The 26,442-nt window shown below is 44.3% G+C and carries 18 protein-coding genes and 1 pseudogene; 2 read left to right on the top strand and 17 right to left on the bottom strand.

Going from position 1 to position 26,442, the window contains the following annotated elements; genetic code table 11:
• Positions 1–52: 52 nt before the first annotated feature.
• On the bottom strand, positions 53–1,012 hold the full coding sequence (locus tag RFF05_RS04570; RefSeq protein ID WP_409969216.1) for a CobW family GTP-binding protein: 960 nt from the start codon (positions 1,010–1,012) through the stop codon (positions 53–55).
• Between the two features lie 194 nt (positions 1,013–1,206).
• Between RFF05_RS04570 and RFF05_RS04565 the strand changes: the two genes are divergently transcribed.
• Positions 1,207–3,195: a hydantoinase/oxoprolinase N-terminal domain-containing protein gene (locus tag RFF05_RS04565; RefSeq protein ID WP_409969215.1), complete on the top strand. Its 1,989-nt coding sequence runs from the start codon at positions 1,207–1,209 to the stop codon at positions 3,193–3,195.
• 219 nt (positions 3,196–3,414) lie between these two features.
• On the opposite strand, the gene RFF05_RS04560 is transcribed toward RFF05_RS04565, so the two are convergent.
• From RFF05_RS04560 to RFF05_RS04510, 11 genes and pseudogenes are all read right to left on the bottom strand, one after another.
• A complete protein-coding gene (locus RFF05_RS04560; RefSeq protein WP_409969214.1) occupies positions 3,415–4,647 on the bottom strand; it encodes a nitrogenase component 1 in 1,233 nt (410 codons plus the stop codon).
• Positions 4,610–6,772 (bottom strand): nitrogenase component 1, encoded by a 2,163-nt coding sequence (locus tag RFF05_RS04555; protein ID WP_409969213.1) that lies wholly within the window; start codon positions 6,770–6,772, stop codon positions 4,610–4,612. Before RFF05_RS04555 ends, RFF05_RS04560 begins: the two co-directional genes overlap by 38 nt.
• 189 nt (positions 6,773–6,961) lie before the next feature.
• Entirely contained in the window at positions 6,962–8,050 is a 1,089-nt protein-coding gene (locus RFF05_RS04550; RefSeq protein ID WP_409969212.1) for a hypothetical protein, read from the bottom strand.
• Positions 8,040–9,092, bottom strand: coding sequence for an ABC transporter ATP-binding protein (locus RFF05_RS04545; RefSeq protein WP_409969211.1), 1,053 nt, complete (start codon positions 9,090–9,092; stop codon positions 8,040–8,042). Before RFF05_RS04545 ends, RFF05_RS04550 begins: the two co-directional genes overlap by 11 nt.
• A 13-nt stretch (positions 9,093–9,105) precedes the next feature.
• The gene (locus RFF05_RS04540; protein ID WP_409969210.1) at positions 9,106–9,324 is read right to left on the bottom strand and encodes a hypothetical protein; all 219 of its coding nucleotides are present in this window, start codon (positions 9,322–9,324) and stop codon (positions 9,106–9,108) included.
• A gap of 44 nt (positions 9,325–9,368) precedes the next feature.
• Entirely contained in the window at positions 9,369–10,784 is a 1,416-nt protein-coding gene (locus RFF05_RS04535; RefSeq protein ID WP_409969209.1) for an ABC transporter permease, read from the bottom strand.
• A gap of 84 nt (positions 10,785–10,868) precedes the next feature.
• On the bottom strand, positions 10,869–11,978 hold the full coding sequence (locus RFF05_RS04530; protein WP_409969208.1) for an extracellular solute-binding protein: 1,110 nt from the start codon (positions 11,976–11,978) through the stop codon (positions 10,869–10,871).
• 152 nt (positions 11,979–12,130) lie between these two features.
• Positions 12,131–12,847 (bottom strand): annotated as a pseudogene (locus RFF05_RS04525) (choice-of-anchor I domain-containing protein); the annotation flags it as partial.
• Positions 12,848–12,868: 21 nt separating this feature from the next.
• Entirely contained in the window at positions 12,869–14,014 is a 1,146-nt protein-coding gene (locus RFF05_RS04520) for a choice-of-anchor I domain-containing protein (RefSeq protein ID WP_409969207.1), read from the bottom strand.
• 146 nt (positions 14,015–14,160) lie between these two features.
• Complete coding sequence (locus RFF05_RS04515) at positions 14,161–15,447, bottom strand: O-acetylhomoserine aminocarboxypropyltransferase/cysteine synthase family protein (RefSeq protein ID WP_409969206.1); 1,287 nt, start codon at positions 15,445–15,447, stop codon at positions 14,161–14,163.
• A 130-nt stretch (positions 15,448–15,577) separates the two neighbouring features.
• A complete protein-coding gene (locus tag RFF05_RS04510) occupies positions 15,578–16,552 on the bottom strand; it encodes a LysR family transcriptional regulator (RefSeq protein WP_409969205.1) in 975 nt (324 codons plus the stop codon).
• Positions 16,553–16,866: 314 nt separating this feature from the next.
• On the opposite strand from RFF05_RS04510, the gene RFF05_RS04505 reads away from it, so the two are divergent.
• Positions 16,867–18,045: an MFS transporter gene (locus tag RFF05_RS04505; RefSeq protein WP_409969204.1), complete on the top strand. Its 1,179-nt coding sequence runs from the start codon at positions 16,867–16,869 to the stop codon at positions 18,043–18,045.
• A gap of 99 nt (positions 18,046–18,144) precedes the next feature.
• On the opposite strand, the gene RFF05_RS04500 is transcribed toward RFF05_RS04505, so the two are convergent.
• Genes RFF05_RS04500 through RFF05_RS04480 form a run of 5 tightly spaced genes read right to left on the bottom strand, consistent with a single transcriptional unit; the run spans position 18,145 to position 26,434 of the window.
• Positions 18,145–19,926, bottom strand: a complete 1,782-nt coding sequence (locus RFF05_RS04500) for a recombinase family protein (protein ID WP_409969203.1) — start codon at positions 19,924–19,926, stop codon at positions 18,145–18,147.
• Positions 19,927–19,983: 57 nt separating this feature from the next.
• Positions 19,984–21,000: a virulence RhuM family protein gene (locus RFF05_RS04495; protein WP_409969202.1), complete on the bottom strand. Its 1,017-nt coding sequence runs from the start codon at positions 20,998–21,000 to the stop codon at positions 19,984–19,986.
• Positions 21,001–21,054: 54 nt separating this feature from the next.
• On the bottom strand, positions 21,055–23,127 hold the full coding sequence (locus tag RFF05_RS04490; protein ID WP_409969201.1) for a DUF262 domain-containing protein: 2,073 nt from the start codon (positions 23,125–23,127) through the stop codon (positions 21,055–21,057).
• 20 nt (positions 23,128–23,147) lie between these two features.
• The gene (locus tag RFF05_RS04485) at positions 23,148–23,987 is read right to left on the bottom strand and encodes a hypothetical protein (RefSeq protein WP_409969200.1); all 840 of its coding nucleotides are present in this window, start codon (positions 23,985–23,987) and stop codon (positions 23,148–23,150) included.
• A gap of 26 nt (positions 23,988–24,013) precedes the next feature.
• Positions 24,014–26,434 (bottom strand): tetratricopeptide repeat protein, encoded by a 2,421-nt coding sequence (locus tag RFF05_RS04480; RefSeq protein WP_409969199.1) that lies wholly within the window; start codon positions 26,432–26,434, stop codon positions 24,014–24,016.
• Positions 26,435–26,442: the final 8 nt, after the last annotated feature.

Raw genomic sequence — 26,442 nt, 5'->3', positions numbered from 1 at the left:
TGCCTTGGCCTGTTTTTGCGGGGCGAATTGGTTGAAATATAGAGTAGGCAGATTATAATTGATCTAAAGTTTCAAATAATCGTTTTAATTTTTCTCGGTCTAAGCGTTCACCGATGACGCAGACCATACCGATGACCGCTGGCTGTCCTTGCTCAACATTTTGTACTGCTGGGGTGTAATCAAAGTGTAACCAGCCGCTTGGGGATTGAACGATGCCTTTTGCACGCAATATTTTTCCGTAGGCGCCTGTGGATAGTTGGGTTAAAATATGGGCCAACGATTCTTGCTTAAATTGCACAGCCGTCTCTTGCGTCCAATTTGAAAAGGGTGAGCGGTCGCGCCCATAGCGCATATAGGCTGATTTGCGCCACTGCTTGGGGACACCCAATCGCACATCCAAATCCGCAACGGGGGCTGGGGTTTCCATGGCGGTGACAATTTGTTGGCTGGGCACATCAGCCCAAGGTGCTGTGATGATGGGGGCTTCGGGATTGAGTTTGCGGACGGTCTCCACCACGGTTTGACACTCTGTTGGGGTCAGGGTTTCCATTTGGTTGACCAGAACCACAGCCGCCTTGGCAATTTGATCTTCAAAAAATTCGCCATAACCTTCAATATAATCCATGCAGGTTTCGCCACAGACAACTGTGGCACAGCCTTGCACCTCTAGGCAATCCACCTTGGCACCAGCAATGGCTTTGAGCACAGCGGAAATTTTAGCCACACCAGTGGGCTCGATGAGAATCCGATCGGGGTTATAGGTTTGTAAAATTGTTTCCAGCGCCTCTGAAAAGGCGATTGCCAAGCTACAGCAGATACAACCAGCGGAAATTTCGCGCACAGCGATGCCATCTCCTTGCAACAGTTGAGAATCGATGTTTACTTCACCAAATTCGTTTTCAATGATGACAACTTTCTCTTGGGAAAAGGATTCAGCCAACAATTTACGCATGAGCGTGGTTTTGCCGGCGCCTAAAAATCCAGAGATAATATGTACTTTTACTTTTTTCATTTCCTTGCTCCTTTTCCGTTTGGAACTACTACCTAGCAGAGTAATCCTTTTGCTATCATTTGTCAATCCTCTTTTGCTGGGGCTATCATTTGTTTGAAATTTTTACCCTGTAAAATTTATCCTTGTAAAATTCTGTTTTTATGATACACTGTAACTAAGTAATGTGAAAAATTTTTTTAAACATCGGAGTGCCTATGAACTGTTTTACAAACCAAACCATCACCATCGGCATTGACGCTGGCGGTACCTTCACCGATTTGGTGCTCTTTGACGCAAAAGCGAAAGCTGTTTTGAGAGAAACCAAAGTGCCAACCTGCCATCATGATATGCTTAAAACGTTGCAAGAAGGCATTGATATCATTTTAGATGGGGTGGATGTCAATGCGATTAACATGGTGAATTTCGCCACGACCTTTGCCACCAATGCCATCGTGGAAAACAAAATGCGCCCCACCCATTTGATTGTCATTGGCTACCAAGACTCAGATGTGGAACGCACCATAGAGCAAGCAGGCCTAGAGGCCGCTCAAGTCACAGCCATCAGCGGTGGACACACGGCATATGGCATAGAAGTGGCGCCCTTGGATGAGGCGGCGCTCACCGCTGCCATTGCACAACTGCCTGCCTCCGTGGAAGCAGTCGCCATTTCTAGCTTTTTCAGTACCCGTAACCCAGAGCACGAATTGCGTGCCACCCAATTGATTCAAAATTTGCGTCCTGATTTGCCTGTGTCCAGTGGCCATAAATTAACATGGCAATTGGATGCCATTAAGCGTGCCACCACAGCGCTGCTCAATGCAGGGTTGATTCCTATTATCATGGAGCTGATTGATAATCTGATGCAAATGCTCCGCATCCGTGGCATCGATGCACCGTTGACGGTGCTCCGTGGGGATGGGACGGCCGTTGGGGAAGCATGGGCCAAGGCTCATCCTGTGGAATTGCTGTTATCTGGCCCTGCTGCTAGCGCTGTGGGCGCAGGCTTTTTGGCCGCCCAACACAGTGGCGTTGGTGCTATGTGGATTTGCGACATCGGCGGTACCACTGCGGATATCATCGCCTTAGACGACCAAGGCAAGCCTGCCATTAGCAAAAAAGGTGCTGTGGTGGGTTCCCACCAAACATTGGTGAAAAACATTGATATTTTCACCTTTGGACAAGGCGGCGACAGCTATGTAGAGGTTGAAGAACTGGGGAATATCAACATTGGCCCCATGCGGATTCAACCCCTGTGCGTCTGTGCGGAGCAATATCCTTCCATTTTAGAGGACTTGGAGCGTCTGGAACAGATCCCCAAATGCACAGCCCCTCTTTTTGTGTTGCCTAGTCCCACTGGTGTTCCTGAAGGGAATTTAAATGAAATTCAACAGAAATTGTTGGAGTATGTAGGCAATCGGCCTATCTCGCTGTATGATTTGGCGCAAAGCAGACCCTTTGCCCATTTAAGAGCAAAAACCTTGGTGTCTTACGCCAAAAGCGGAGCCATTACCATCGCTGGTTTTACTCCCACTGATGCGTTCCATGTGCTTGGCACCTTCCAGCGTTGGAACCAGCAGGCCTCGGTGTTGGGAAGCGCTGTTTTGTGCCATAAAAAAGCCATTAAACCCATAGAGATGGCACAACGGGTGCATCAAAAAATGGTGCAAAATATCGCCAGTGCTCTTTTCCGTAAAAATATCTCCAATCTGCTCAATCCTGATGGGGTTACCCCTGAGATGACTGCATTGATTGACCGCGCTTTGGACGTGAACGAGCCTGTTCACCCAATGTTTGCACTGCAACTTAACAGTGTGCTGGTGGGGGCAGGTGCACCTGCTGGACTGGTGATTGCAGATGTGGCGCCACTGCTCCATTGCCCTTGTATTTTAACGGAGCAAGCCAAGGTGGCAGGCGCCATTGGTGCAGCCGTGGGCACGTATTCCTTTGCAGGATTGGTGTATATTTTCCGTCCTACCGATGAATTTTATCGGCTTCATCATCCCACTGGTATTATGGATTTTGAGAATTTAGACGACGCAGTAGCCGCAGGGCAAGAAATTATGGAACCGTGGCTCATGGCGCAGGCCAAAGCCGCTGGCGCACCCCATGTCACCGTGAACATGGAACGGCTAGATTTGTTCATTAATAAACAAATCTATCTGTGGACAGAACTAGAGTTCACAGTCAAAGCTGTAGAAGATTAAAGTACCTATAAAAGGGGCTGTGTCACAATGCAGTCCTCTTTGTGAAATCTGACAATACAAGCGTAGGGAACGGTGTTTGCCCGTTCCGCTTTCCCACGTAAATCGTGTCATGGGGAGCGGAATGGTCAAGACCATTCCCTACGTTTTTGTGTTCTGTTGTGCAGTTTTACAATTGTGACACAGCCCTTTTTTATATAGCTGGGTGCAATGGAACGTCTCTTAAAATAGCAATCCGTTTAACACTTGCTCCACCAAGAGTAGAGCGCCTGTAAATCCTAAATGGGTCTTGGGAATCACATCTAGGTAGCCAAAGCTGGGCAGAGAGATTTCAACGCCACAAAATTGATGGCCTGCCACCCGCAATTGGGCAAGCACACTGGCGTCAGCGAAAATCAGCTGTGCCTTGGTCTCTAAAATATCAGGGCTGTCTGGGTTTCCCAGCTCTTGGATGGTGTGGCCAATCATGCCAAAATAGTGAGACAAAAAGCCAGCGTAGGCCTGACACTGAGAAGGCGCGCCAGAGATGGCAAAGGTGGCGCCTTTGGGCAGCCCTGTCATGGAGTTGACTCTGGAAATGTAGCCGTAGGCACGGGATCTGGCCTGTTGACCTTCCAGTAAGGCAGGCGCTGGGTCTAGATGTAAGCGTTGGCATAGTTCTTGCAAAAAGGTTTCTGTGGCAGTGAACCCCAGAGGCAGCGTTTCAGGGCAGAAATAGGGCATGCCCTCTGTTTTCTCCAACTGTTGTGCCAGACCTAAACCGTACTCTGGATAAACCACCACATTTAAATCAGCAGAGGTCAACTGTTGTAATTCCTCCAAAGAAGATTGGTAGCCCAAGGCGGTTGCCACCTCAATGCCGCATAGGCCAAGCAACCGTGTTAGCTCCGCCAAATCTCCCTCAGCATATTTGTGGTAAAGGGATAGGCCTAGCAGATTGACGCGTTTTTCTTTGTAAGGTGTTTTGCAAAAGGGAACCTGTGTGACCAAGGCATTCATGGCGGTGGCGTAGCCTGTCCAAATGGACTGAGAATAGGCAGGAGACTCCACAAGGACATAAGGGGTGTGGGTCAAGGCGCTACTTGCAATGCCGGCAAGGTCATCCCCAATGAGGGCTGCCCCAGGAGAGTTGACAATGGCAATCAAATCGCAAGGGAACTTTTCTTCGATGTAAATCAGCGCTTCTGTCAATTTTTTCTGACTGCCATACACATAGTCTCGTTTATCCAAATAGGTACAGGGAATTCGTGGTTGTCCAAAAAACCAAGCATCTGGAAAGTTCATGGGGTCAAATTCAGACTGGCGAATCACCTGACTGTCTGACACGGCTGAATGGTAAAACTTGCACCCAGAGGGGCCGTTGAGTAACACCACTGTGTTGGTCATGCCGTCTAAGGCAAAGAGAATGCCAGAGATACTATCGGGTGTGAAATTTGTCAAATAAGACTTTGTCATGATTCCATTCTCCTTCCTGATTGGTGTGCAGTAAATCAGCCCAACGCTCTGCCAGACGAATCCCAGCAAAGAAGCCCACATCGGGACACATGGGGATGGTGTCTAGGAGCACATCACAGCCTTGCAAGTCAGTTTGATAGTTGGCCAGTAAAATATCTGGCTGATAGTGTTGCAAGTCTGCCACGGTGTCTGCGCGGCTGTAGCCATCCACTACCACGGTGTCGCCTAAATCCAAGGCGGTGCGGAAGCCTTCGTCTTGAGAGTAGTTGTAGACGCCGATTTTGCAGACGGTCATACCCACGTCTAAGGCCACTTGTAAAATCCAGTCTAGGTCGTGGTTATAGGCGGTGACCATGAGAGATTTGCCCGTGAGTTTGGGGCGCAGTCTGGAAATATAGCGTTGATAATGGGTGGTTTGCTCAGCCACCAATTGGGTGCAGTCCTTGCCAAAATATTGGGCAATGCCTTCCATCCAATCTTTGGTCTGGGCGAAGCCCACAGGGAATTGCTGGTCATAAAACTGGGAACCATAATTTTGGACAAAAAAATCTTTTAAAATCTTCCCTGTGTAATCTTCATAGGCCAGCAAATTTAGTTTCGCTTTGCAGAAGTTTTTCACATCTTCTTGGGTGGTTTGACAGAGGAAACGACAATTGACCCCAATGCCCATGGCGCGCAAATAGGCAGAGATGATTTCAAAGTTGGACTGGGCATTTTTGGTCACTACTTTCTCAAAAATCACATTGACCAAGTCGTCTTGAGGGGCGATTTGAGGGTCGATGAGCTGCTTTGCGATTTCTGTGTAAGAAAATAGCATCCCTTGGAGGTAATCGCCAGTCAAATTGCCTTCTGCTTTTACGGTCACCACAGGGAAGTCCTCTGTGGCAAGGGCTTTCGCCTCGGCAATATCATCACCGATGATGCCAGCAGGGCAGGTGCTGATGATGATGGCACCATGGAGGTTGCCTTGGCTTTGCACCTGTTTGACCAAGGCTTCCAATTTGGAAATGCCACCAAAAACCATGTCATGCTCGTTCATGTCAGTGGAGCACAGGTTGGGGCTTAGGGACGCAGGAAGCAAGGCACCCCGTTCAAACAGATTTCGCCGACCGCTAGAGCTGATGGATTGATAGGCCAAATAACCGCAGCTTTTGGGGCCGTGGGCAATGATGGCCATATCTTGCACGTGGACACCCATGGACATGGCGCCGTTAAAGGCACAGCCGTGGAGGGGTTCGTTGCGCACTATATTTTTAGAGAGAAACTGGGGTGTGGTCACCCCTTGCTCTGGTGCATCTGTGGTGGTTTCGGTTTCGGTGTATACCGTGCCCATAACCACAGATTCTAAGGTTTCGTCGTCTAAAGGTTTGGCAGGAAATAAAGGAGGTTGGTCTAAAATTCGAGAGGCCAGCTGGGAAAACAGAGCCACCAGTTGTGGGTTTTCCCCTTGCTCTACCACTGTGTGGTGGGCTCGCTCTGCCTTGGCAAAGGCTTCGTCCCGTGGGATTTTGCCGAAGATGGGAAGTCCAACGGCCTTGGCAAAGGCCTCCACCCGTTTGTTTTCTTGGTCTAAATTACGGGCATTGTAGAGAATGCCTGCCACACGTGGTGCGCCTTTGTCGTAGTTGGCGATGCCGCGGAGAATGTTGTTGGCGGCATAGATGGACATATATTCCCCTGAGGTGACCAAGAAAATGGTGTCGGCATAGTTTCTGCGGATGGGCACCGCAAAGCCACCGCAAACCACATCACCCAACACATCATAGACCACCAAGTCGTATTGGGATTGGATTTGGAATTGTTCCAGTAGTTCAAAAACGGAGATGATACCACGACCAGCACAGCCCACGCCGGGCTCAGGGCCACCAGCTTCAATGCAGCCCACACCACCGTAGCCTGTTTCTAAAATGTGGTTTAGGCGGTAGTCTAAGGGATTTGTCTGTCGTATGTAATCTAGCACTGTGGTTAGGCGTTTGCCGTGGAGCAATAGCCGTGTGCTGTCATGTTTGGGGTCACAACCAATTTGCAAGGTTTTTTTCCCAAGTTTGGCAAAACTGGCAGACAAATTGGCGCTGAGGGTGGACTTACCAATGCCACCTTTACCATAGATTGCAATTTGCTTCATAGTGACATCCTTTCTTTTTGAGGTAACACCATTGTAACATAGCTGTATAGAAAATTCTACCATAATCTATTGGGGTTGGATTGTTAAGAAGGGCATGGGGGAGTGAAGACACCCCATTGACAGATGAACCGCCCCAATTTGTACGATTCATACAAATTGGGGCGGTTCAATTGTGTAAGAGGAGGCGCGTTATCTCTCAGATGTTATAATACGCTTATGGTGATTATGAAATGGATAGGTCATGGCAAACGCATTACACCGGAGCACTGCTTGAAAATCTGGTTCAGATTGGTGATGGCTATAGGGGCAGTGACTGGCTCGATTTTGCTTCAACAGCCCATCAATCACACTGCCAGATTTTACACGACCTGTGGAGATGAGGGAGAAATCATCGCCCAACTGTTCCAACAGCGTGTGGCTTTCTGGCTTTTCTAAATGGGTATCTCCTAACAAAATCACTTGTGCAGTGAATGGGTCGTCCACCAAGGGCAAGCCATCCATCATGGATTGTAGTTGGGGCAACACTTCTGGGCGATAGGCGTTTTGATATGCCAATGTTTTGTGTCCAGCGGTGAGAAAAACCTTGTCTGCTACCAAGCGCACTTGGGGGAACTCTGTGCCCAGTAGCCATAAAATCTCCAATCCCCTGCCGTATTGCTGTGTGGGTAATAGCAAGGGCTTACCAGTTTTTAATGTAGCGGCAATGCTATCTCGCAAGGCGCTTTGGCACTGTGCTGCCGTCAAGGTCACTTCCTCATGCCCACAGTCTACCACGGCGTAGTCAGCGACGAATCCTTGGATTTTGTCGCAAGCATTCACCAAGGTGTTGCACTGGTAGTCACCACTGAATAAAAAGGCGGTACCATCTACGTCAATATGATACCACAGACTCCCAGCGCAGTGGCCACTTCGTCCATAGGTGATGGTGCCATCATCCGCAGTGAAGCTATCTTGTCCGATACAAGATAGCAGTTTTTTATGGGGATACTCCACAGGATACAAGGTGTCTGTGATGGCTTCCATCACCAAAGTGCCACCAAATCCACGACTGATGAAGTGTTCCAAGGCACCCATATGGTCCTTGTGACAATGGGTGAGGAACAGATAGTCCGTGGCTTGCAACACGCTGTCCGATACCACGGGATAGGGCTGTGGGTCGGTGTCTAAAATGCCACAGTCCACCATCCAATACCGCCCATTGGGACGCTCTATGGCAAAACAGCTTCGTCCGTGTTCGCCATAGCCACCGATCAGGTGGAGTTTTGGTTTATTGTCCATAGGCATACAGCTGGTTTGCGTCGATGGACACATACCCGTTGGTGTTGGGTGCAATCATTTCCTGACCCAAAATGCAGAATTCATCCCCAGAAGCGGTTTGCAATTTGATGCGGTAACAGTTGCCTTCAAAGGTAGATAATAGCACGGTGACAGACAGGGCATTGTCCTCTTTTGTCGTCGTCCAACGGCAAGCTTCTGGGCGGAAACGCAAGGTGACGGTGTTGGTATCGCCATCCACTTGGAAGGGGCGGACAGAAAGGGTATCACTGCCAATGGTGGCAGTGTTGCCGTTGATTTTTGCCCCTTTGATGGTGTTGGAAGCGCCTAAAAGTCCTGCTACCATTTGGGTTTTGGGATTGGTGTAGCAATCCATGGGGGTGTCCATTTGCTCAATGACACCGTTGTTCATCACCACGATTTTGTCTGCCATGGCGAAGGCTTCTGAAGGGTCGTGGGTCACATGGAACACGGTGGTGCCGATGCTGCGGAACAGATAGGCCATTTCTGTCCGCATTTCAATGCGAAGCTGAATGTCTAAGTTGCAAAGGGGTTCGTCCAACAGCACCACCTTGGGCTTGGTGATGAGCGCACGGGCAATGGCAATCCGCTGTTGTTGACCGCCAGAAAGCTCGGCAGGATAGCGGTCGATGAGACCGTCCAAATGGAGCAGGTTCACCACTTCTTGAAGCCGTGTTTCCATTTCTTTGGCATCTAGCTTTTTGATTTTCAGACCAAAGAGAATGTTGTCACGGACTTTCATGTGAGGCCAGAGAGCGAAGTTTTGGAACACCATGTTGATGTTCCGTTTTTCCGTTGCCAAGGTTTGTTTACTGCTAGAAACCACTGCGCCATCTAAGGTGACAGTGCCATCGTCCAAGGGTAAAATCCCTGCGATAATCTTCAGCAACGTAGACTTGCCACAGCCAGAAGGACCCAATACACTGACGATTTCTCCCTCGCCAATGGTGAGATTCACCCCTGTGAGCACCTTGGTTTTGCCGAATGATTTTTGTATATTATTTAATTCCATCAATGTTTTCATGGTTTTATTCTCCTCAATTCTGTTTGGGGCCAAAGCGTTTGAGCGTCAATTCCATCACCAGCATAATGGCGATAACCACGGCACCACCAAACATGGTAGCGGCGGCCGCATAGCCAAACTCCAAGTTGTTGTAGGCCTTGTTGATGAACACAGGCAAGGTGGAGTAGTTGGGTGGATATAAAATGGTGGTGATGGCGATGTTGAAAATGCTACCACCAAAAGCCGCCATCAAGGCAGACACACCGCTAGAGTGTACCAGCGGAATGAGGATGGTTTTCAGCCGTGTGCCAACACCAGCCCTTGCACCTGTGCCGCCACCAACAAATCTTGGGGCACTTTTGCCATCCCTGCCACCATCAAACGATTGGTCAAGGGAATGGCCACAGCCACGCTTGCTAAAATCAAAATAGAGGACTTGCCGTACAGGTTCAAGCCCAGTGGGGTCAGCCAAGATTGGTTCCACACAAAGATGTAACCAATACCCAAAATAACCCCCGGCACCGCCATGGCAATCAGGGTGATGCTGTCGATGGCTTTTTTCAGCTTATAGCGAGAATAGGTCAATGTATACGCCACAGCAAAGCCTGCAATCAAGCCGAAAATAGCGGCACCTGCGGCAATGCTCAAAGAGTTTTGCAGACCAGACAGCAGGGATTTTTGGTCACTCAACACGGCAATATAGTTGTCTAGGGTAAAGGAGAACCGTTGAATACTAAAGGAATTGGTGAAGGACATAATGATGTTAGAACCAATGGGAATGCCCAGTGTCACGGTGCAAAACACCAGTGTGAATCCAGTGAGCAGTGCGGTTTGCACCTTGCCAATCTTCTGGGCAACCACAGCGGTGGCACCTGTGCCAACAAAATCGAACCGACGACGTCCCAGTGCAAAATGTTGGATGATCATGGCAATGAAAATCAGTCCAATCAAATACAGCGACAGTACACCTGCGGTGTCAAAGCGGACAGGGGTGGTGCAAATGGCGCTGTAAATAGCGTAAGGCAAGGTGGAAAAAGGGAAGGCGGCGGTAATGGCGGAGGACATACCCCAGTCGCCGATGGTGTCCATAAACACCAACATGGCACCAGAGAAAAAGGCTGGCAAGCAAAGGGGCAACCGCACCTTTGTCCACACTTGGACAGGATTTGCCCCGTTCATCCTTGCGGCATGAACAAGGCTATCGGGGTACCATTCCATAGCACCTTTCACGGTAATGTAAGCCAGAGGAAATTTGCACAGCACCATAATGGTAATCAGCCCGTTTACACTATATAAATAAGTGTTCAGTCCAGAAATCCCCAACCAAACAGCGGCGATACCAGCCCCAGAACCGAAATAAATCCACCCTTGTGCCAAAATGAAAGACGGCACAATCAGCAAAATCCATGCTGTGACATCAATGGCTTTTGCCAAAGGGAATTGATAGCTGACACGGATGTGCGCCAAGAAAATGGACAGGGCCAGAGCAAAAATAGTGGTGCCAGAGCCTAGCTGGATGGAGTTGGTCAAGGCGCTCATCCATGCTTTTTTCTCAAAAATGCCAAAAATGGCGGACAAATTGCCCAAGTCAAAGGCCTCCCATGTAAGACCGGGAGAAACAATTTGTGCCAACACAAACAGCAGTGGCAGCAGCACCAAAACAAATAACAGCACCAGCAGGCTATGCCCCAGCGCTTGGTCTTTACGAATCATAATGTCTCCTTTTATATATGGAATGGAGGAGAGCCACTGGAGGAAATGATTCACTCCAGTGGCTCAGATGAAGATGTTAGTGAATTAGCCAGCTTGGTCAGCAAACCATGCCTTGATTTCAGCTTCGTTGGCAGCGGCCCAAGGGGTATCAGCGTACACCAAAGTGGCATTGTCAGCGGCACGTTGGTCGTTCATGTAAGCGCCTTCTACGGAAGGAGTGAAGTAGCCTTCGTCGCCCAAGTCCACCAACATTTGTTGGGTTTCGGCTTCCAGCAGGAACTCGATGAACAGCTTGGCAATGGCAACATTGTCAGATTGGGCACAGATGCCAGCCACACGGACAGAGGCAGGTGCGCCATCTTCAGGCCAAATCAGAGCCACAGGTTCGCCAGTGTTGAGCATATCGTAGGCATTGCTTTCTTGCAAAATGGCAACGTCGATTTCGCCACTAGACAGGGCGGTGACAATTTGAGGATTTTTGGGGTAGATGGTCATGCCATTATCTAGCAAAGTGGAGAAGAACTCAAAACCGCCGTCCAAAGAGTCATCGGTGCGGTATTCATCCATGAACCAAGCTACCAGAGGATAGGCAGGGGCGGCAACACTGGGGTTTGCCATGCCAACCTTGTAGCCTGCGTCAGCGTTGAGCAGGTCATCAAAGGTTTTGGGTGCAGTTTCAGCGGTGTACACGTCGGTGTTGTACACCAACAGGCCAGCAGAGTGGGCACCAGTGGGGTAATAACGACCGTCTTCGGGGACAATTTCTGCATAGTAATCGGTGAGGTTTGCGGCATTTTCGATTTCGTAGTTGGTCAGCAGTTGACCATTTTCGCCCATGGCATACATGGAGGGCATAGAGTCCATCCACACCACGTCCCATAGGGGGTTGTCCCCTTCAGCTTCGATGCGGGAGGCGATTTCAGCGCCATTGCCCACGAATACTTCCACTTGATAGCCAGTGGCTTCGTAGAAGGCATCGCCGATAACAGCGTCAAAGTCGTTTAAGTACACAACAATGGGTGCGGCAGTTGCAGGGTCGGGCAGTTCGCTTTCAACGGCTTCGGTGGTAGCAGGTGCAGTGGTGGTTTCAGTGGTAGCAGGTGCGGTGGTTTCGGTGGTGGTTTCGCTAGAAGCGCAGCTGGCCAATGCCAAGCTCATGGTCAAAGCCAAGAGTAAAGAAAGTGCTTTTTTCATGGTTCTATCTCCTAAAATGTGGTTTAAAAAGGTTTCAAATTCATGCCAACTCAGTGTATCAAATGTTTATAAAATCCATATGCGTTTTCAAGTAAAACCTTTGTAAAATCCCCCTGTTTTCGGCAAGAAAACAGGGGGATTGAGAAATCATCTTATTTAGATGGCAAAATCAGCACTTGACCGATTTGCAAACCGTACACATTGGAGATGGGGTTCAACTCCAAAAGTTCGCCCCAACGAGCACCAGCGCCCAGTTCACGAGAGGCAATGTTCCATAGGCAGTCGCCAGCTTGGACGGTGTAGGTGTTGGTGGAAACCACTGGTGTTACAACAGGGGTCACAACAGGTGCAACCACGGTTTCCTCCACGGTGGGGGTTTCTACTTCTGTAGCTTCTTCCACAACCACTTCTTCAACGGGAGCGGTGTAGGGGGTCAACTCAATAACAGCCAAGGTGCCAGAGACTTCGTTGGCAGCCAACAGCAGAGCTTCGCCAGTGGCACTGTCGGTGGCGCTGACAAAGGACAGACCTTCAGGCGCCACATCCCCAGCAATGTCGGTGGAATAGTCACGGCTATTGAGATAGTTGACAAAAGTGGCGTTTGCAGGGTCGGTCACGTCGTAGACCATGATGCCACCTTGGCGTTCCAAGCCGATGAAGGCATAGGTTTTACCGTCAACCACGCCCACAGCGGCGTATTCAGGTTCGATGGCCTTCTTGCCAGAGCGGTCTTCCAAGGAAATGTCATCGTTGGAGCAGTTGAAGTAATCAGGCAGGACAGAAGCCACAATGGTTTCAAAATCGCTACCACTGTCGTACACTTGGCTGATGCCAGCGCCAGTGACAGCCCAGATGGAGAAGGAGCGTGCGCCGTAGAGATAAGCCTTAGATTAGTCTAGCATCTCATATTCACCAGGGTTGAACCAGGTGACTTTTTCGTCCAAGGTCACGTCGCCAGTGGGAGAAGTGGTGCCTTTTTGTTCGTTGCAATAGAAGTTGTCACCCTCTTCGTCGCCCCATTCACGACCGTCACCTTCGTTGGCGGTGAACAGGTAGGTGGTGCCGTTGATGGCGGCCATGGAGATGCCATCGGGCATATACAAACCGTACACGTTGTCTTGGGTTTGGAGGTTGATGACTTCGTCAGCCACCATGTCCAGAGCTACGTTACCAAAGTTTTGCAGACCCAAGCCATACACACCAGTGAAGGTGCCAGAGGCGATGTCCAGAACGGCAATGGCGTTGTTTTCTTGGAGCGCCACGTAAGCGGTGGTGTTGTCGGCGGCAATGTATTCAGGTTCAAAATCTTGGGCAGGGGTGGAACCAGTTTTCAACAGCACATTGCTGTCGTAGCTAACGCCGTCGAAAGAAACTTTGGTGCCTGTGCCAGAAGCCACGTCAATCATGGTGACAGAGCCTTCTGGGTCCACAATGCCGTCGCCGTAGCCTTGGCGGGGTTCCCCTTCGTTGGCCACCAAAATGGTGGTGCCATCGGGGGTGAAGGTGAGAGCATCAGGTTGCTTGCCACAGGGGACAAACACAGGGTTTTCAGCCAAAGAACCGTCAGCGTTCACATCGAAAATGGCAACCATGCCGTCATCGTTATAGCCTTCGGCTTGGAGTGCCACTGCCAGTTTTGTGTTGGTGGCGTTGATGGCGATGGAGCTCATGTCACCGTAGACAAAGCCGTCAATCTCGCCCACCAATTCCGCCATGTTCACCCCAGTGCCAGCGAGGCCTGCAGTGGTGACAGAGGTCATGGAGATGGTCACCAGTTGACCAGCGGAGCCAGCCACGGCGTAAGCCACTTGGGCGGCGGTGTTGTAGGTGACGATTTCGATAAGACCGCCATCTTCGTCGCTACCACCCATGGAGAAGCGAGAAATCAAGGTTGCGTCCAGTGCAGATTGGCTGTTGAAATAACCAGCGATGGGGGTCATAGCCTCAGCGCTATAGGTGGTGTTGTCGGCGGCAGATACGCTCATGGTACCCATCATGATCAGTGCCAGCATGGCAGATAAAATCCTTTTGTTCATGGTGAAATAGTCCTTTCAAAGATGAAAATGATGTATTTAGCAGTCACTTTATCTTAGCGGTATAGAACATTTTTCACAACATAATCGAGGTAAAGGTTTGGTAAAATCTAGGGAAAGGCATGGCTGTGGTGGTTGGGGAATAAGGGTCAGGCTAGGTCTAAGGCTTGTGCCAAATCGTCTAAAATGTCGTCGATATGCTCAGTGCCAATGGACAGGCGGATGGTGGTTTCGCGGATGCCTTGTGCCGCCAAAGCCTCTGTTGTCAGTTGGGAATGGGTGGTGGTGTAGGGGTGAATCACCAAGGATTTCACATCCCCCACATTGGCCACAAGGGAAAACAGGATCAACTTATCAATCACAGCAGTGGCATCAGCCAGTGTGCCCACTACATCAAAGGTGAAAATAGCCGCTCCGCCACGGGGGAAGTAGGTTTGATACAACTTTTGTTGCACAGGGTCTTGGGAGACGGAGGGATGATTGACCTGCGCTACTTTGGGGTGTTTTTGCAAAAAATCCACCACTTTTAACGTGTTTTCCACATGACGTTCCACCCGTAGAGACAGGGTTTCCAGTCCTTGTAAGAAGAAAAATGCGTGGAACGGGGATAGGGTAGCCCCTAAATCTCGCAGTAAAATGGCGCGGATGTAAACTAGAAAGGCCACATTGCCACAGGCTTTGGTAAAGCTAAGACCGTGGTAGCTGGGGTTGGGCTGGGTGAGTACAGGGAATTTACCAGAGCCTTCCCAATCAAAGTTGCCACTGTCGATGATGACGCCACCCAAAGAGGTGCCGTGGCCGCCGATGTATTTGGTGGCAGAGTGCACCACAATGTCTGCCCCATAGCCAATGGGTTGCACCAAATAGGGGGTGGCAAAGGTGTTGTCCACCACCAGAGGGATGTTGTGGGTGTGGGCAATTTTGGCGATTGCTTCAATATCCACCACATGGGAATGAGGGTTGGTGATGCTCTCGATGAAAATGCCTTTGGTGTTGGGTTGGATGGCGGCAGTCACTTGCTGGGCGTCGAAAATATCCACAAAAGTGGCGTCAATGCCGTAACTGGGCAAGGTGTTTTGGAACAGATTGTAGGTGCCACCATAAATGCTGTTGGCCACCACCAGATGGCCACCACCCACTGCTAGGGCTTGCGCCACATAGGCAATGGCGGCAGAGCCAGAGGCCACAGCCAATGCTGCCACGCCACCTTCTAAGGCGGCAATTCTCTGCTCGAACACATCTTGGGTGGGGTTGGTCAAGCGACCATAAATATTGCCTGCATCGGTCAAATTAAAGCGTGCCTGGGCATGGTCGCAACTGTCAAACACGTAAGAGGCCGACTGGACAATGGGCACTGCCAGCGCCCCTGATTGATGGGCTTGGTGGGTTTGTCCTGCGTGGGATTGTAAGGTTTCAAAGCGATATTGCTTGCTCATATAATAACTCCTTTTTCGTTGCGGTATTTATGTTAAATCATGGCTTTAGTATACCTGCAACACGGAGCGATGACAATGACGCAATACCAATGCCCAGACATAGGCTAGGCCTATGTCTGGGCATTGCTGTTTATGGTTGTTGATAAATCTTCTTCAATTCATCTAAATATACCAGTCCGAGAGGGCTGATGGGAATGCCTTCTTTTTTTAGGTAGCCGATTTCCATGGTATCATCTAAATCCAGTGGGATGGCGCAGTATTCTCCGCCGTTTAAGTCCTCAGAGATGATGCCAGAGCAGAGGGTGTATGCCCCAAGCCCCTTCATTAAGTTTAACATGGTGGCTCTGTCGTTGGCTTTGATGACTTGTTTGTTGTGGGCGGAGCCCAATGCTTCCTCAGCAAAATAAAAAGAGTTGTAGATACCTTGTTCAAAGGAAAGGCTAGGGTACGCTTGCAGTTGTGCTAAGGTAATGCAGGCTTCTTGGCTCAGAGGATGCCCTTGCCACAAATAGACATAGATGTTGCAGGTGAACAAGGGGTGGAATTCTAATTTGTAGTCACTGAAAAACCGCTTGAGAATCTTTGCGTTGAATTGGTTGAGGTATAAAATCCCCAGTTCGCTTCTTAGTTCTCGTACATCATCGATGACTTCATGGGTTTTGGTCTCGCGAATGGCCAGATGATAGGTATCGATATCAAGCCCCTTGGCCATTTCGATAAAGGCTTTTACGGCGAAAGAATAATGCTGTGTGGAAACGGCGAATTCTTTTTTAGGGCTTTGTTTTATGATGTATTTTTCCTCTAACAAGGCGTATTGCTCCACCACTTGACGGGCATAGGCTAGAAACTCGCTGCCATCTGTGGTAATGAGTAAGCCGCGATTGGTTCTGGTGAAGAGTTGAATCCCCAATTCTTTTTCTAGTTCTCGAAGGGACTCTGACAAACTGGGCTGAGAGATGAATGACCGCTCTGCCGCTTTGCTCAACGTCCCGTGTTCGGCGATGGAAATCATATATTTTAACTGTTGTAGTGTCATGATGCCTCCTTTGTGATGTAATCCAATGTGGACAGATAGGGTGGCAGGATTGTATAGGTTTTTGCACATGGCTACGCCATAGCTCTTGCGAGGGGTGGCAGGTTTGTATATTTTATTGTATCATACTTCCCTGAAAGTGCAAGTGGCGCAGAAAGAGCATGGACGTAGAGGGATAGATTCTTGCTGTCTCCAACCTTAGGTCAAGAATGAGGGGACTGGGGATGATTACCATATTCTTGCGTGGTTTGCCTTGACCTTTCTTGCAATCTTCGTTATAATAGCCAAGGTAGTATGGTAGGAAATGGTTGCTCGTTTTGCGTGGGCAAAGAGTCCTTTTGATTGTGTCGCCTTGCTATCCGTGATTTAATCATTTGGAGGGTACCATGGAAGAGATAAAGCAGGAAAATCGGCTCCTATATTCCACCATGCTGGTGTTTTTCATTTCGGGGTTTTGCACCCAAGTGATTGGTAATTTTGTCCCGTTTCTACGGGAAACCTATGGCTTTGATTATAATTTTACAGGTTTGCTGATTTCACTGTCCTCTATGGGTGGCCTGATTGCCGTGGTGCTGGCGGGGGTGCTCCCACTGTATTGTGGCAGGCGGCTGAGTATTTTGTTTTGGTCGTTTTGGATTGCATTGGGCTATTTGATTTTGACACTACCCATCGCTAGCCCGTTGTTTTTGATGGTGGCATTTTTCGGCGTGGGACTGTCTCGTGGTGGCCATTCCAACTTTACTAGCACTATGATTTCCACCCTGCCACCGCCTCGTATCCCGTCTGGTTTTTTGCTAATTCATGGCAGTTTTGCCACAGGTGCTCTTTTGTCGCCGCTGGTGTTGGTGCTGTTTGTAAGGCAAGGCTTGTCGTGGAAAACCATGGCACTAAGCCTTTGTATATTGGCGGTTTTTCGGCTGCTTTTTTATGTGAAGATGGACATTCCTCCACTGCCTGCCTCTGGTAAAAAGGGCATGGCCTCTGTGGACTATGGCTTTATGAAAGATCGTCATTTTTGGCTCGGTGCCGTTATATTACTGTTTTATGTGTCTGTAGAATATGGGATTGTAGGTTGGCTTGTGACCTATTTCCAAGACACGGGGATTTTGTCCAGCGACATGGCACAACTGACCAACAGCCTGTTTTGGGCGTTGGTGTTGGTGGGTCGTATTGTGGGTAATTTTATTGCGAAAAAATTGTCACCCTGCCCCATTTTGCTCATCGATGCCATTGGCATGACAGGGTTTTTCTTCCTTATGTTTTTTGCCACAGAGGCGCTTTGGGTCATTGTAGGTCTGATTGGGGTGTCCTTTTTTATGGCCACCATGTACCCCACGGCTTACAGCTTTGGCAGTACCAACATCAGTGGCAATGACTTCGCTTGTGGTATGCTGAACTTCCTCCCAGCGTCCGGTGGCATCATAGCGCCTGCCTTGGTGGGCTTTGTGGCGGAACAAGGTGGCATCCAACAAGGCATGGGTCTTCTGGTGGTGTTGACCGTGATTTTGCTGGCAGTGATTCTAGTCACTGCATGGACGATGCGACCAAAAAGATGCACAATCTAACAAAAGGCAACATCTGGGGGAGCGCGAGGGGGCTCGCCCCTCGAATAAAATCGATTAGCCCCTCACCGAAATTGCAACCGTTCTCCGTCCCATACCTTTTCACTCTTCACTATTACTGATTACTTCCAAAAAATCCAGTACAACGTAGTGAAAAGTGAAGAAGTGATAAGTAAAAAATCCGAAGTAGATAAATCTACTTCGGATTTTTTGGATGTAGTGGCCAAAAAAGATGCAAAAGCTAACAAGTCTGCAACATCTGGGGGAGTACGAGGGGGCACACCCCTCGAATAAAATCAATTTGCCCTGACCGAAATCGCAACAGGTTGCAAAGGGGAACATCTCATGAAATAAGGTAACCTTCCAATCCTGCACAAGGCAAATGCACCACGCAAAAAGAGACTGCCTAGGCAGTCTCTTTTTGCGTGGTGCAGTTGACTCACTCATATCCGAACAATTAATATCTTCCAGATTTACGATTTGGGATTCAGTTTTGTAGTTGAAAATGAAAATAATTCTGTCATCATAGAGATAAATCGAATTCACGAAGTTATCAATAATAATTTGCCTGTCATCTTCCTTAGACATATCTAGCGTTCTGAATTTTAATAACCAGAACTTAATTTGATCACGCTCTAGTGCAGGCTTTTTGATTTCTTCTCGTGCAAGATTGATTTCGAGATTTTCTTTTGTCTGTTCCAGCTCTTGCAGTCTTTCCCTTGTAGAAGAAGTGATAATGCCTTGTTCGATGGCATTTATCATATTGTTAATTGCTCTTTTGGTATCGGAAAGTTGCTTTTTAATCTGAGGAATAACTGTATTTTCCTTGCTCTGTGCTTCAAAAGCCATCTCTGTAATTTGGTCGATATAGTCATCGTCCATCAACTTTTCCATAGCATACTTGATAACTAGTTCCTCAATCCAAGCCTTGCGGACAGTCTTTTTATCGCAGCCCTTGTGATTTTTTACATTCGCACATTTATAGTATTGATGGAACGTTCCGTTGCGGCTTGTCCCACTTTCACCAACCATATATGCTCCACACTTACCACAAAATAGCTTTGTAGTGAGAATATACATATCCTGTTTGGCTTTTTGCCTTGCAGGAGCTTTTTTATTTTTAGCCATTCGTGCCTGTGCCTTGTTGAATAATTCTTCTGACACTATGGCTGGAATACCATTGGGTGTGACAATGTCTCGATAGGAATATTCGCCTATATATTTTCTGTTTTTAAGAAGTAGTTTCACAGCATCAATACTTAAATCTCCGCCACGATAGTTTTTGATGCCGAGTCCTTTGAGGTAATCCACTAAGTTTTTAATGGTGGCACCATCAACATATCTCTGGTAAACATCTTGGATAATGGGTGCGACAACAGGGTCAATTTGGAAGTACTGGTCACTATCAATTTGATAACCAAGAGTCATACCTCCGCCGTTATATTTACACTTCAAAGCATTTTCGGTAAGACCACGAATAACTTTTTCCGATAAGTCAGCAGAGTAATATTCAGCAAAACCCTCAAGCATTGATTCAAGCAATATACCAGATGCATCGTCTGAAATACTTTCAGTTGCAGATACAACTCGAACATTGTTCTTTTTTAGCTGTGCTTTATAGTGAGCAGAATCATATCGGTTACGAGAAAATCTATCCAGTTTCCAAACAACAATGACTTCAAACTTTCGCTTGATAGACTCTTTAATCATTCGTTGGAACTCTGGTCTATTATCTGTTTTAGCTGACAAAGCTCTGTCTATGTAGGTATCAATGATTGTAAGTCCCTTGCTTTCAGCAAAAGCCATACACTCACGAAGTTGCCCTTCGATGCTTTCCTCACGTTGGTTATCACTGGAATATCTTGCGTAAATCACTGCGTTCATATTCTCACCCCCTCATTTGATGTGTGTATTGTAGCTTGGAAAAATAGTTATTGCAAGTCAAATTTTATCATCAAGCAATTTAGTTTGAACGCTCTCTAAAGCCTTAATATAATCTTTCTCAACCTGCGACACAGCATTTATCTGCAAAGTCTTAAATTTTTGATATTCTTCCTTTGCTTTTTTCTCTGCTGTTTTCGCACTAATAGAACCAGCGTGAGTTAAAATTTCATGACGAGAAAGCTTTAAGAATCCATCTAATGTTTCAATCCAATCAGACATATACATTGGGATTCTACGTCTTGCCTGCATTTCAGCAAGTTCTAAGTAGGCAGAAACTACATCATTTAAGGCAAGCAATTCATCTTCTGTGCAATAATTTTTTGCAACTAAGGCATCTACTTGCTTTGGTGTTTCACCTTTAAAACTGGTCATACCCATATTAGGCTTGTCTGCATTGGCAGTATAAAAAATCTTTTCAGCAGCAGTCTTGCCATGGGCAGCCCAGTGCATTTTATTTTGTACTGTCTTAAAAAACATCAAGGAGCTTTTTTCTCGTGGGTCATAGTCTACACTTGTGGCATAAATATCAAGAACTTTTCTCCAAAAAACTTTCTCTGATGAACGAATATCACGAATTCTATCTAAAAGTTCATCAAAGAAAACTCCACCACCGTTGTTTTTGAGAATATCGTCGTTCATGGCAAAACCTTTTTGTAGATACTCTTTTAATACACCACTTGCCCAAATTCTAAACTGCGTACCACGAATAGATTTTACACGATAGCCAACGGAGATGATGACGTCTAGGTTGTAATAGTCAACTTGATAGGTTTTGCCATCAGAAGCAGTGTAGGCAAATTTTGCCCAAACTGAATCTTTTTCAAGTTCACCTTCTTTAAAAATATTTCTGATATGCTTACCGACAACGCTTTTATCCCTTTGAAACAGCTCTGCCATTTGGTCAATGGATAGCCAAACAGTGTCACCATCAAAGGTGCTTTCGATTTTAGTTAAACCATCTTCGGTTTGGTACATTATAATTTCGGAGTTGCTGTTTGCTTCTATATTTCTCATATATCCTCCTTATAAAATGTGTTGTTATGAAGTTGACGTATAATCTAAACTCAACTAATCCAACTGTTTATTATAAGACTGTTCAACAATGTCCATTATATCATCAATTTGGTCAATATTATCAAATGCTATTTCAATGTCACCATTGCCCCAACGACCCAATGCAGTAACATCTCTACATATACCTTTCAAGTCGATTACGTCATTAAATTTCATATTAATGCTTAATCTCAAACGTGATTTTTGAATGACAACATCTACAAAATTTGTTTCAGCTTTATAAGCAATATATAACTTTTTAAATTCTTTTTTAATATCTGGTGAAATATTCATAACTCTTTTATCAAACATTTCATAAAGTTTTTTTGTAAAATCATTTAAATATTCGTAACTAGCTAAAGTATATACTGATTTTTCTTTTTTAGTGTCTTCGTATGCAGCAATAACATCTTCATCTATATATGGGTATTCCCATATATCTTTACATAAGTTGCACAAAATATCCGCTCGCTCTAAGATCAAATCTTTATTCCAGGTCGTTTGATGGATTAAAAAGCTATTCAATCTCAATCCACTTTCTTTAAATCCACCAACCATATTGAGTTTTTCATTAAAAGAACGATCACTCATTTCAGGATTATAAGCAGTAAGAGTAAGATTTCCAATTGTATGTAAATACTTTGTCCGCACCTCTTTATACAAGTCTTCACCAAGACAAGATTTCCACTCCATCGAAAGATTAGGATTTTGTGGCATAATATGTTCAATGGTATAATTTGAAACAATAATTGGCGATTTGTTTTGATGACTTTCCATTTTTCCTAAAATGTAATTTCTAATCCTCATATTATAAATATCTTTCAACGCAAGTGATATTGAAAAATCTATGTTAGTAGGGAAGGCTTTGTAAGAATCCATAGTCACAAAAGCAAGTTTAATTGAATTCAAATAATCATCAGCTTTAATACTATTTTTAAGAGTTGCAAAAGTTTTATTTAACGAGTTTGTTGGTATTCCACAAATAGCGCGTCTAACAATATAACTAATACACATTTTAACGATAGCAACAAAATCAGTAACTGTGATTTTATTTTCTGCAAAATCAGAATAAACCTTTATGAAAAATGGATAAATAACATCCATTTGCAAGGTTTTCACCTCTGAGAATAGTGCATTTAATTCTGGATATTCAGACTTTGCAAACACTATATTGGTGTAGAAATTTGCCTTTTGAAAAACATCCCCACAAAACTCATCAACTGTACTAAATATAGAATTCTTATGATATAGCTGAAATTCATCATAAACTTTATTTTGATTTGGTATTCTAGCATTTTTAAACGTTAGATAATCCCTAAAGAACTTGTCCATCAAATCGCTTTGTTTATCGTATCCAAACATTTTTTCCATAGGATGCCAGATACGATCGTATACCCTTGTTTGAACTTCATTATCTAATCCCATTAAAATATGATTTCTAATCAAATCTGACTGAGATAAATCCATGCCTGTAGAATTTAGACTTTCAAAAATAAGCTGTGGATCGTCAATGCTTCTATCCAGAGTAATATTAACAAGTTGCAATTTTCCAACGGCTTCATAAATCTGACTTGGTTCTAGTTCTTTGCTTTCAATTTTACTCTTGAAAAAATCATAATTATCGATAATTTTTTTAGAATCTTTGTTAGCATTAGGTATTTTGTCAATTAATTCAATTAGAGTATCTCTATCTGCTTTTGTCAACAAAAGTTTATAGTTATCATCACCTTGTTGATATGTATTTTTAAGGTACTTGTCTGTAATCATATTAGAATTCAAAGTAGCACTGTCTTGATTTTCTGCGACATAATCTCTAAGTGCCACAAGCAATATAGTTAGTGTAGCCATTCGTTGTTGACCATCAATAATCATATACTTTTGAACACCAGTAGGCATAACTTGTTCTGCAATATTTACAATCGAACCCACAAAATGACCTACTCTACCCTTTTTCTGCATATCTACAATATCTTGCCAAAGCTTTTTGCATTGACTAATTTCCCAACTATATATACGTTGATAAACAGGTATGATAAATTGTCTATCACTATTTAAAACTTCAAATATATTTCCTTTTTTAGCGTCCATGTGTTTCTCCTTCGTAAAATTTAACGATATTTGATATTTGATGTTTGGAATTCATCAATAACTTTATTTTTTGACAAATAAGGAATTAGTTTGCTTGGATGTTCTGTTTTAGGACCAAACTTACAGTCTAAAAAGTGCAACTGTCTATCCATATCTATATACAAATTTGGAACACTGGAAGTATCAGGCGCCCATTCCATTACATCTGAATCATCAAGCAACCTTGATTTAACAATGCGAACCTCTTGTTCGTATGCGTAAGAATCCATTTTAAATAAATACTGTATTTCTGCAAGTAAATCTTGTGAAATGCTTTTTAAAACATCCTTCATTTCACTTGAATACTTGTCTGATTGAAAATTAGTCAATATTTCTTTTATCGCTTTTAACAGTTCCTGTATCTCACTTTTATTTTCAAAATAGTTAGTTATTTCCCCTTGCTCATTTAGGTACACTACACTGTATAGACAATATTTTTCTTTTTCATCAGGCTTATTCAATTCAAATAACTTAGCTATAAAATCAATACCCTTATCAATGTGAACAGATTCAACAATTTGTTGGCACTGCTGAACAACTCCATTAGAAGTGGATTTATTCATATCTCCGGCAATCGGCATGATTTGTGTTGAAAACTCCGAAATATCAGCAATTTGATTTTTAACAAATTTAACTGTAGAAAAATCAAAATCTTCATCAATTGTTGATTTTAAACCCTTGGATATAAAAAAGTTATGGTAGAAATCGTTATCTTCTTTGTCGAAAAAATCATGTGCTATCTCTAAAGAACATCCTTTGCCTCTATCTCCATATTCACCCCATAATGGTAATATGTCACCAACTAAACAAAAACTAGTCAAGAAAATGTTTGGAGGAGATAGTTCATCTAGTTCACCTTCACTCTTATAACCCTTAAATATCTTTCTAAAAATGGTTTTACCCTCTTCGGGTCATTCATTTGAGCAGCATTGCTTATTCTTAGACGACCATCTTTTTTCACTAACTCTTTAAGTACACTCAATCTTGTAAAATGATAAACTGGTTCTGCATCCGAATAAACCAATGCTTGTTTCAATTCTTCTATTTTACTGGCAAGACTGAAAAATCCTAGCATAATATCTGCTTTGTTTTCTGCTGTCAAATTATCTTGCAACTGAAATTTTTTCATTAAATACCTAAGTGATTTAATAGCCTTTCCGTTATCACATACATACGCTGTTTCAAAAAATTGATACGCGTCTTGTTTGTTATTTATTTGAGTAGTAGAATATAAGTATTCCACACCTAGTTCATACCAATTCACAGCATTACTCTTACCGATTTGGCAAGCCTGTTCAAAATATTTAATAGCACTATCATCATCTTTGGCTTTTCTGTATGCATACCCTAAGCATCTACAAAAATCCTCTTTAAAAGCAATATAACCAGCATCACTGATATCAATATCTTTTAGATTAGATATGCAAATTTCTGCCCAATTATCCTCTCGGAAATTATAAGCACTAAAAGCTCTAAACAACAAGCTGAATTTTCCAGGAAGCCTAGAACTCAAAATAAGCGGCATACATTTATTGGCTTTTTCAATTTCACCAACCTTTAAATATGTAATAGCTTTAATACCATTACTGAATTCATCATTATATATTTCTGAAAGTTCTTTACTATTCATTAGCTCCAACAGCTCATTAGATTTACTATCCATGATATAGGCATAGGCCAAATTGCTTTTTATTTTATGCACAAAGTCACTATTAGTTCCATTCGTACTCATCTCTGCACATAATGCCTTATATAACATAGCTATCGCTTTTTCATATTCGTTTTCTTCGCAATAAAACCAGCCCAAAGCATTTAATGTATCGCTGTTTTCTTTAATCTCCACTATTTTTTTATAGGTTTCTTCGCTTTTAGCTTTATCTTTCAACAAGAACAATATATCAGCATAAAGATTTAAATAATCAAGGTTATCCTTATCTATTAAAAGGGCCTTTTCTATGTATTTCATCGCACTTTCATTATCATTTAAAGCCTTAAATGTTATTGTTGCAGAAAACAGAAAATGTGGATTAGTTGGCTCTATTTCTATTGCTCTTAATATAGTTTGGGTGGCTTCTTTGTATTGCTTTAAATTTCTATAAAATATATTTGCTGTAGAATAATCATTTGCTGTTACTTGGAAAGACTTCTTCAAAACTGACCAAAGTACCACTCCATTTTTGGAATTTTCACTAACTTCAACACCAGATATCAAATTACCTAAAGCACAAGATATTAACTGTCGCACTATCCATTCTTCATTGCTATTAAGTTCAAACATTTTCAAATAATATAGATAAGCTAATGTATATTTGCTAGTTTCGTAATGTATCATTCCCAACATATTATATGCCTTTGTATTAAGCGGATCTAAGCAGATAATTTTTTGATAACATCCAACTGCTTCATCAAAGTTTTTCTTAGCATCTATCTTCAATATAGTTAGTGCATAGTTAGATAACGCATTTGTGTCATTAGGGTCTTCATTTAATATTTCTTCTAATATTGGCAAGGACTTCTCAAAATTATTAAGATTACTATATGTAGCAGCAACATCATTGCGATATTTCTTATAGTCTTTTTCTGCTAATTTTAAATAGTTTTCTAATGCCTTATCATAATGTTTTAGAGTGAAATATGTCTGGGAAATTAAATCTATAACGGCATAACTTTCATCAGTATCACTCAGTTCAAGTTTATCAATAAGTGTCACTACTTTATCATTTTTACCAAGCATAATATAGCTATACATAGCCTTATATACAGCTTGTAAGTTGCCTAAGTCAATGCCAAGCTCGAAATTCTGTATAACCTCTGCATACATTTTGCAATTATAATACGCCGATAACATAATGCTATTGGCTATTTGTTGCTTCCCTGAAGATAAACCAACAAATCTATTGCAATATTCTAATGTCTTTTGCCAATTATTTATAGTCATATAAAATCTAGCCATACGTTCTAAATAATCTAAATTTAAAGGCTCTAAATTGATTGCTTTTTGATATGCTTCTTCAGCTCTAGAGCTATTTGCAACAATTTGATTAATTCTTGCTAGTGCGTACCAATTAACAGAAGTATAACTATGTTCTGCGACAAGTTGTTCTAAATATGCAAGAATACTAGGGATGATCTCTTTATCAAAATTTTTACATAGTAAACAGGAAAGACTATTGGCATTATCTAAGCTAAGGTCTTGTCTGTTATTTAGCAAGTCATTCACAAGAGAATTTAATTCCTCGTGCTTATTTTCATATTTGGAGCAGTCCATAGTTGTAT

It is taken from the genome of Bengtsoniella intestinalis, from assembly GCF_039719005.1.
Taxonomy (GTDB): domain Bacteria; phylum Bacillota; class Clostridia; order Oscillospirales; family Oscillospiraceae; genus Oscillibacter; species Oscillibacter intestinalis.
Note: the sequence above shows the minus strand (reverse complement) of the source record. Positions and strands in the feature narration are given on the sequence as shown.